The following is a 9,347-nucleotide window of genomic DNA, read 5'->3' on the forward strand; positions in this document are numbered from 1 at the left end:
AAAAATTGCGCTTGGTAGAAGCTTTACAATCCAAAGGTGAAATTGTAGCAATGACGGGGGACGGGGTGAATGATGCCCCAGCCCTCAAACAAGCCGATATTGGTGTAGCGATGGGCGGTGCGGGAACGGATGTCGCTAGAGAAGCCGCCGATATGCTGCTGACGGATGATAACTTTGCCTCGATTGAAGCCGCAGTAGAGGAAGGAAGGACAGTATATCAAAATTTACGCAAGGCGATCGCGTTTATCTTACCCGTCAACGGTGGCGAGTCGATGACGATTCTAATTAGTGCCTTACTCGCCAGAGATTTACCAATTTTGTCTTTACAAGTCTTGTGGTTGAATATGGTCAACTCAGTGGCAATGACAGTACCGCTTGCATTTGAACCTAAATCTGAGGGGGTCATGCAACAACCGCCACGCAACCCTAGGGAACCGTTAATCTCAGGAAAACTGTTACAGCGGATTTTGGCGATTTCCGCCTTTAACTGGATTCTGATTTTTGGTCTGTTCGAGGGGGTACGTCAAAATACGGGAGATGTCACCTTGGCGCGAACGATGGCAATTCAAGCTTTGGTGGCAGCCAGAATCGTGTATTTATTGAGTATCAGTCATCTAGGAAAAGCGATCGCGCTCTCTATTCGCGGTAGAAGAGTTTCAATTAGCGGTACAAAGGCGATCGCGCTGGGTATTCTTGCCGCAGTCGTATTGCAAATTGTCTTCAGTCAATGGAGCGTGATGAATAACTTATTTGCTACCGCACCGTTGAATTTGAATCAGTGGCTAATCTGTTTGCTGCCTGCTTTACCAATGATTCCATTAGCTATTTTGGTGAATTGGATCGATCGCCCTGAATAGATCGCAATGACTACAACCGACAACCTGGACTTTCAATTCCCTCCTCAAAACTGAATAATTCAATATGTTTCGGGTTTGCCATTATCTCTTTTGCTGCTAGCAATCCCGCGATCGTCCAAGTTTGATAAATTCTAGCTTCTTTGCCAATCAAGCGCCCATTCTTACCATCGTAATATTCGGGATATTTGTCCTCAACTAAACGGCTTTCAGCCAGCGCGATCGCTCTATTCGCTAGTTCTTGCCGTCCTGTTTTTTGCGCGGCGGCGGCAAATAACCAAAGTAAAGTAGCCCAGTTACCACCATTATGATAAGACCAGGGGAGATTTTTCGGATCGCATCCAGTCACGATCCGCCACTCTAAACCTTCTACGGCAGGAAAACAAATTTTCAAAGGCATAAACCCAATCAAATCGTGCCACCGCTGTTCAAATAAATCCATAATGCTCTGAGATTCTGAAACGCTTGCTAAGGAAACTAGAATTGCCAGCAGATTTCCCAGTGAAAAGAAGCGAAAATCCATGAGTCCTGGTCCCAAGTTTCCCGCTAAATATCCTCCGGTTTCAGGCAACCATTCAGTTAACCAAGCAGGAATTGATTCAGCATAAATATTGAATTTATTCGCAACTTCTTTGCCAAATTCATCTCCTTTAAAGCGATAAATTTCATTCACTCGCTGCAAATCTATCCAATAATATTCGCGGACGTGGTAGTTTAAAGCGCCCAATCGTTGCTTGACTGCATCAAGATAGCGATCGCCGCCATTTTCCGGCAACAACAACTCTTTTGTGGTTCGTAATGCAGCATAGAACAATACTTGAATTTCTAAAGGATGCCCGTCAACTCCCATGCGACGGTCAATCATAAACGAGCCGTCGAGAACAGGAAGAGTAGGATACATGGCAAACCGATGCGCCAGACATAAATCGAGAATCAGTTTGATTCCCTCTTGAAACTCTGACCGATGAGCCAATTCAATATCTCCTGTGGTTTTGATATAAGCTCTTAATAACAGCAGCCACCACAGACAAGAATCGACGGGAGGAACGCGGGCGATCGCGCTTTCGCCAAAATCTGATTCGATAAATTCTTTGTCGCCGTTATGTTCTACTTTAAAGCTAGCTGGCATTAAGCCTGGTCCTGGGGCAAAGCAATCCATCTCGCGATCGTGATTTTGTTGCATTGCCAGCGTTTCGATCAAGAAGTTCCGCACGATTTCTGTTTTGCCATGCATGAGAAATACTAAGGCTGACGGGACGAAATCACGGATAAAACACTGGTCGTAATTGAGTGCTTTCAGTTCTGGATCTTGAGCTGCAAGCGTGCCGATTGGTTGCCCTTGGTAGTAGATGATGGAGTTTTCTAGTAGTTTCCAGGCTTCTTTTTCCCACATAGTTGTTTGTTTCGATCGGGTGTTTTAAAGATTTGTGTTGCGCAAAGACGAGCCAGTGCGTTGCGGAGGTTTCCTCCGTTGTAGCAACTGGCGTGCTAAGACGCGAAGAAGATCGCTATTTATCTCTCCGTTCGCTAACTTCAGGATTCACATCTGAAAGGTAATTTAATTTCTGCTAAACTTCGTCCTCAATAAGAGGTACTTTCGCCAATCTATTCAAGCGCGTTAGGCGAAGCTGTGCCACAGATATTCGTAGAAGCAAATTTGATTACATCTCTCCACAATCGCGAATTAAATTGGCTACTAATCCCGTCCAACCCGTCTGATGATTTGCGCCCAATCCCGCACCGTTGTCGCCGTGAAAGTATTCGTAAAATAGTAGCAAATCTTGCCAGTCGGGATGAGTTTGAAATAGAGCGTTACCACCATGAACTGGACGACTATTTCCACTATTTTGCAAGAAAATACTTGTCAATCTTTGAGATAGTTCTGAAGCCACTTCTGCTAAATTCATCCAATGACCGGAGCCAGTGGGACATTCAACTTTAAAATCATCCCCTAAATAGTTATGAAATTTTTGCAGAGACTCAATGATGAGATAATTCATTGGAAACCAAATGGGACCGCGCCAATTGGAATTACCGCCAAACATCCCACTTGTAGATTCAGCAGGCTCGTAACTAACTTGGTGTTGCTGACCGTCAACGTTAAAATTGTATGGGTTTTCTAGATGAAATTTGGAGACAGAACGGATACCATACTCGCTCAAAAATTCGCTTTCGTCTAACATCCTTTGTAGAATTAGCTTGAGCTTTTCGGGGCTGACAATCGCCAGCAATCTTTTACTTTCTTTTCCTTCGGCTGTCAAAGAAGCGATATTTTCTTGGAGTTTGGGACGATTGTTGATAAACCATTCAAAACGTTTTCTAAACCCTGGAAATCGTTCTAATAAATCTGGTTCTAGAATCTCTACTGCAAATAGAGGAACTAAACCTACCATCGAACGAACTTTAAGGTGATGGCGTTCGTCATGAGGTGAATGCAGGACATCATAGAAAAACTTATCTTCGTCATCCCACAAATGAATCTGAGTTTCGCCAATATGATTCATCGCATCGGCAATATAGAGGAAATGCTCGAAAAACTTGCTAGCAATATCCTCATAAGTCGGATTAGTTTTTGCCAACTCCAATGCGATCGCCAACATATTCAGACAATACATCCCCATCCAACTCGTACCGTCTGACTGCTCTAAATATCCACCTGTAGGCAATTCAGAACTCCGGTCAAAAATGCCGATATTATCTAATCCTAAAAATCCTCCCTGAAAGACATTATTCCCATCATTATCTTTTCGATTCACCCACCAAGTAAAGTTGAGCAGTAATTTCTGAAAGACTCTTTCGAGAAAATCAGTATCGGCGCGATGATAAATATCTCGCTCAATTTGATAAACTCGCCAAGTTCCCCAAGCATGAACCGGAGGATTTACATCGCTAAAATGCCATTCATAAGCCGGAATTTGCCCGTTAGGATGCAGATACCATTCTCGCGTCAATCTATCCATTTGTCGCTTGGCAAAATCTGGATCGATTGTGGCTAACGGAATGACATGAAAAGCTAAATCCCAAGCTGCAAACCAAGGAAATTCCCATTTATCGGGCATAGAAAGAATGTCATCATTAAATAGATGCATCCACTCTTGGTTGCGAGCATTATGACGTTGTGGAGTTGGTTGATTTGGATCGCCATTCAGCCAATCTTCTATGACATAGTGATAAAACTGTTTTGTCCATAGCAAGCCAGCAAAAGCTTGTCGTTGTACGTTACGACAATCTGCTGATAGATGACTTGGAGAAATTTGTTGGTAAAATTCATCTGCCTCTTGCTTGCGAACCTGCAAAATTACATCAAACTCTACAAATGGATGTGTTAGTTTACCGAGATCGCTAAGTCGTAGCCGTACTACCTGTTCTTCACCTGCACCAATATTTAACAAATAGTAGCAAGCAGCTTTTGTACCTACTTGCTGCGGATTAATAGCTGCTTCAACACCCTCCACAACATAATCGTTAATGCCATCTTTGACGTAAGGAGAAGTGTTGCTAACTTCAAACAGCTTTTGATGATTCGTTTCATTGTCTGTAAATAACAACTTGCCACCATTTTGACAATATAACCATCTTTTTCCTAAAGTAGAATGAGTAGCTTCAATAGCACTGGTAAGAACGTCAGGTTTCATCATTTGAAGCGAAGGTTTTTCGCTATTTCGATCCCAATCCCAAGTATTAAAGAACCAGAGAGTCGGTAAGAGATGAAGCGTTCTTGCTTCTAAGCTGCGATTGACAACTGTAATTTGAATCAGAATATCTTCTGGAGAGTTTTTAGCGTATTCGACAAATACATCAAAGTATTCATTCTTGTCAAAGATGCCAGTATCAACTAATTCAAATTCAGAATCGTAGTATCCCCGTTGCTGATTTTCTTGAACTAATTGAGTGTAAGGAAACTCTGTTTGGGGATATTTGTAGAGATATTTCATGTAGGCATGACTGGGAGTGTTGTCAAGATAAAAATAGTATTCTTTAACATCTTCCCCGTGATTGCCTTCGGGTCCAGTTAAACCAAATAACCTTTCTTTCAGAATTGGATCTGCTCCATTCCACAGGGCGATCGCAAAACAAAGTCTTTGATGATTATCGGAAATTCCCGCTATTCCATCTTCCCCCCAACGATAGGCGCGAGAACGTGCGTGTTCGTGAGGAAAATAATCCCAAGCGTTACCATCCCGACTGTAATCTTCGCGTACAGTACCCCATTGGCGATCGCTCAAATAGGGTCCCCAACGCCGCCAATAAGCTTGACGAGTGCGGTTTTCTTCCAGTCTTTTTTCTTCTGCGGTCATGTTTTTACTCCATGAACTCGATTAGGAAGTGGAAAGCGAAGGTCTTCTAAAGTAGATCTGTTTGTGTTGGTAATTTTGTACTCAACTTCCGAGCGGAAAAACCTTTTCAGGTAGAGAAAAACTAAGCCCAGGATTGCTCATGTCAGTAATCCTCCACCAATTCACCACTACAAATTTTTCTTTGTTACGCGACGGTTTTTCGATTATTTTTGTCTAGTCTGTATTACTATAGTATTTTTATTTGAGTATAATTAATGGTTAATAGTTAATAGCACTTCGCCATCGACTATCGATCGTTTACCGCTCTTTCAATACGTTGTTAAGTGTACCGACTGCTACTTAAACAAGCAAATTAATTATTTCTAATTGCTCCATCAGGCATGACGATATTCTCCATTTCCGCCTGTTGTAAATTTGCTCATATAATATTGGCTTTCGTTAGATTTGCTCCTTCTAAATCTGCCCTTTGGAGATTAGCTTCTTGTAAAGACGAAGCTCAGCCACGTCTTGTTACACCGTGCCAACTCATCAAAGAGAACGCCTTCAGAGCTGCCAACCACGCTACCAGAACGAGCGCGTGACGCACATGGTTTAGATTCTCCCATTGCGATGCCAAAGACACTGCTTCTGGCTGAGATAAGGTATTGCCCATCAGTTCAACCATTGTAGGGATGAAGTATAAGAAGGTGAAAATTCTATCCGCCAAAGCAGACACAGAGGCGATTAACCACCAGCGACGTAGAGTACCCTGCGCCCACCAAGCGGCTATCAGATTCGCTATGGTGAGAAGAGTAAGTGGCACAGTTGTGACGTAAACCCAGAACCTCAGCCCAGTGTTTGCCTGACGTGCAGCTTCAGCGTTCCAATGGTACTCTAATTCTGGCGAAGAACTGAGCCATTGGGGAAAGACGATACGAGACTCGTACAACCCAGCGCCAAATGCGATGCCGAGGTTGATAACAAATAGCCACAACACGATTTGCGCGATGGGTTTTGCCATATACGTATTCTCCTTGTTCTGTAGTCTTTTCCGATTTGGTTTAGCGTTTCTATTCACCAACTTCACCTTACCTTCACTTGGCGAGCGGGTGACTAACCACTTCAGGAGTGAACTCTTATCAGGCTGACCACGCCTCGCGAAAATCAGCATAGAGAGTCAAACCACCATCTACAAAAAGAGTTTGTCCGGTGATGTATGCGGCTTCATCTGAAGCTAAAAAAGCGACTGCTGCTGCCATTTCTTCGGAAGTACCAGCACGACCCATCGGAATGTGACTTTCAACGATCGCCTTCTTTTGGGGGTCATCCGTCCAGGCTTCGTTAATTGGTGTAACTGTCGCACCTGGAGCGACGGCATTAACTCGAATTCCTCGATTGGCATACTCTAATCCTAGGGTTTTGGTCATGTTTTCCATCCCACCTTTGCTGATGGAATAGCTGAGATACGTGGGTCTAGGAATTATTTCATGAACGCTGGAAATGTTGATAATAATTCCCTGACGATTTTGAGATAATAAGTGTTTGATAGTTTCGCGGGCGCACAAATAAGCACCGCGCAAATTCACCGCTAACACTCGATCGAAGTCCGCCGTTTCAATTTCATGAGAGGGACATTCAGTTTGAATTCCGGCATTGTTGACTAGAATATCTAAACTGCCAAATCTTTCAATTACAGTATCGACCATGTTCGAGATGTCTTCTTCTTTCGAGACATCTCCCTGTACCAGCAAAGATTTTACGCCGCAATTTTCCACGTCTCCACACGCTTTTTGCATTGCCATTTCTTCAGTATCTTCCGCCGACTCAGGGCTTTTACGGTAGTTGATGGCAATATTGCATCCTTCAGAGGCAAGACGAATTGCAATTGCTTGTCCGATCCCCGAACTCGCACCCGTCACTAGTACGTTTTTGCCTTTTAATCCCTTCATAGAGTTCTTCCTCCAGTTCTATATGTCATCTTCCGCTAGAGACGCAAAATTTTGCGTCTCTCAGCCGAACTAGATATTAAAGTTGGGAGGTAAGATAACGCGATCGACAATGTGAACCACGCCATTGCTAGCGGGAATATCTGCCTGCGTCACGGTGGCATCATTCACTCTCACTTGATTGGCAGTTTGGTCAACTTGAACGTTGACATTCGCACCTTCTACTGTTTTCACGTCTCCCGATTGCAGTTGGTCGGCACTCACTTGACCAGGAACGACGTGGTAAAAAAGAATCTGAGCCAGCTGTTGGCGATTTTCTGGTTGTAGCAGGCGTTGCCGAGTTTCTGCGGGAAGCGCATTAAAGGCTTCATCCGAGGGTGCGAACACCGTATATGGACCCTGAAGTTCTAAGACTTCATTAGCATCTGTTTCATCAATGACAGAGGCAAGGGTTTTCAGCGAAGGATTTGCTTGTACTACATCAACCACATGGTTATCATCTGCCTCTGCTTGGGCAGCAGGAGGGGTTGTAGTTCCAGGTGTCGCGCCTGGTGTTGGTTCGCCTGGAGATGTTGTAGCACCTGGAGATGGTTGGGTCGCGGTCGGAGGGGTCTGTGCTGTTTGTTGTGGTTCGCAAGCAGCGATGACTGGGAGAATCATCAAACCTGCCGCGAGTCCTGCTAATTTTTTCATTGTGTGAGTACAATTTTGAACTTTCATCCGATTTATCCTCTGTTTTTGAAACTAAATTTTTACGAACGTTAAATTAGGAGCGCAAATTCTCTGGGACATTTTCAGGCACAGTCCACAGATAAATCGTGCTACCGTTTACCTGCTCTACTCTTTGGGGCTTCCACTCTCCCATGTCAAAAGAGTGAGAAACAATACGAGTCCCTGGTTTAAGTTCTTGCAACAGCTTGGGGCGGAGTTTGAGGTTGATATCTGGTAGTAAATAAAGCGTCACTACTGATGCTTGACTCAGATCGGTTCCGAACAAATCTTGCTGGCGAAACTGGACGCGATCGCTCACTCCCGAACTTTGAGCGTTCTCCTTAGCCTCTCGAATGCGTTGAGGATTAATGTCTATACCAACCGATTGCGTCCCGTACCTTTGAGCAGCAGTTACCGGAATTCGCCCATCGCCGCTACCAAGGTCGTAAAGCACGTCATTCTTACCAACTTCAGCTAGTTTCAGCATGGCATCCACCACAGGCTGAGGTGTTGGTACGTAGGGAACGTCAGGTTGACGCTCTTGAGGTGGGGTTGGAGCTGCTGGGGATTGAGTCGTTGAAGTCGGTGCTTGTGCCTCTGCCTCTAATTGGGGCGACGTACATCCAGCAATACCTAAGCTGGCAACGCTTGCACTTGCAACTATTCCAAGTAGGATTTTTTGTAATTGCACGAACTGCACTCCTTTTGATAATTGTTTTTAACTTCTAGCTTTTGTAGAGGTGGGTTTACCAAAAATTTTGTTATCGATCGAGATTCTGGGTGAAACCGTTCCTATGTTTTAACTTTTGACTTTTGAGTGACTTAAACCCTGCCTTGTTTAGCACAATGCCAATGCCACAATGGGATACCGAGTCCTACCACCAAAATGCCTGTTATTGCCCCTACGCCCGTATACGCCAAACTGGAATAAAACAGATAGGCACAGACAGCACAAAAAAGTAGAGGCGTAAAAGGATAAAGCGGTACTTGAAATGGGCGCTGAACGTGCGGTTCTCGCATTCGCAGTACCAAAAGCGAAATCCCAGTTAATAGGAAAAAGAACCAAAATACAGGCGCGGTAAATTCTACCATCGTTTCAAAGCCTCTGCGAGTCATCGTGCCTAACACTACTAAGGCTAGGGCGATCGCTCCCTGGACTAACAAAGCACCAGTAGGAGAACTACGAGACTGGAACGAGAATTTCAGAACACTTAATAGAGAAAAGTCTTGTCCCAAAGCGTAATTACTGCGTGCGCCAGTAAAAATCGTGGCGTTAATCGAACCCAAACTAGCAATGACAATTAGCAAACTAATAATTATTGCGCCGCGATGCCGAAGGCGGTTCGCTTCGCGACCTTCGCCCAAAGCACGCTGCATCAAATCTGCTGCTACTGCTTGAGACTGCCCCATAGCCTCTAATCCGAATGGCACTAAGATAAGTTGAAAAGCTTAGCTGATAAGCATTGCAGTCTTCTGTGTTTTGCTGCGGTGAGTGAACGGGTCACGCCAGAGCAGACAATCAGGTGCTGATTATAGGTGCAGTCATGATGCAGAAGTGA

At 44.3% G+C, this 9,347-nt stretch carries 7 protein-coding genes and 2 pseudogenes; 1 reads left to right on the top strand and 8 read right to left on the bottom strand.

Annotation, left to right across the window (positions count from 1 at the left end; all coding sequences use genetic code 11):
- Window positions 1-857 (top strand): HAD-IC family P-type ATPase (locus tag ACRC32_RS02580; RefSeq protein WP_438552508.1); only part of this gene is annotated, 857 nt, incomplete at its 5' end.
- A 10-nt stretch (window positions 858-867) separates the two neighbouring features.
- Here the strand turns inward: ACRC32_RS02580 and ACRC32_RS02585 are convergent.
- The 8 genes and pseudogenes from ACRC32_RS02585 to ACRC32_RS02620 form a co-directional block, all read right to left on the bottom strand.
- Entirely contained in the window at window positions 868-2,247 is a 1,380-nt protein-coding gene (locus ACRC32_RS02585; protein ID WP_438552509.1) for a glycoside hydrolase 100 family protein, read from the bottom strand.
- Between the two features lie 268 nt (window positions 2,248-2,515).
- Window positions 2,516-5,152, bottom strand: a complete 2,637-nt coding sequence (locus tag ACRC32_RS02590; RefSeq protein ID WP_438552510.1) for an MGH1-like glycoside hydrolase domain-containing protein — start codon at window positions 5,150-5,152, stop codon at window positions 2,516-2,518.
- Window positions 5,153-5,570: 418 nt separating this feature from the next.
- Window positions 5,571-5,636: pseudogene (locus ACRC32_RS02595) on the bottom strand (pentapeptide repeat-containing protein); the annotation flags it as partial.
- 12 nt (window positions 5,637-5,648) lie between these two features.
- Window positions 5,649-6,152: a DUF1772 domain-containing protein gene (locus tag ACRC32_RS02600; protein ID WP_438552511.1), complete on the bottom strand. Its 504-nt coding sequence runs from the start codon at window positions 6,150-6,152 to the stop codon at window positions 5,649-5,651.
- Window positions 6,153-6,270: 118 nt separating this feature from the next.
- Window positions 6,271-7,080, bottom strand: coding sequence for an SDR family oxidoreductase (locus tag ACRC32_RS02605; RefSeq protein ID WP_438552512.1), 810 nt, complete (start codon window positions 7,078-7,080; stop codon window positions 6,271-6,273).
- A gap of 69 nt (window positions 7,081-7,149) precedes the next feature.
- Window positions 7,150-7,797 (bottom strand): fasciclin domain-containing protein, encoded by a 648-nt coding sequence (locus ACRC32_RS02610; RefSeq protein WP_438552513.1) that lies wholly within the window; start codon window positions 7,795-7,797, stop codon window positions 7,150-7,152.
- Between the two features lie 46 nt (window positions 7,798-7,843).
- A complete protein-coding gene (locus ACRC32_RS02615; RefSeq protein ID WP_438552514.1) occupies window positions 7,844-8,479 on the bottom strand; it encodes an SAM-dependent methyltransferase in 636 nt (211 codons plus the stop codon).
- Window positions 8,480-8,610: 131 nt separating this feature from the next.
- Window positions 8,611-9,210: pseudogene (locus ACRC32_RS02620) on the bottom strand (APC family permease); the annotation flags it as partial.
- Between the last annotated feature and the right edge of the window lie 137 nt (window positions 9,211-9,347).

This window comes from Chroococcidiopsis sp. (assembly GCF_051657925.1).
Taxonomy (GTDB): domain Bacteria; phylum Cyanobacteriota; class Cyanobacteriia; order Cyanobacteriales; family Chroococcidiopsidaceae; genus Chroococcidiopsis.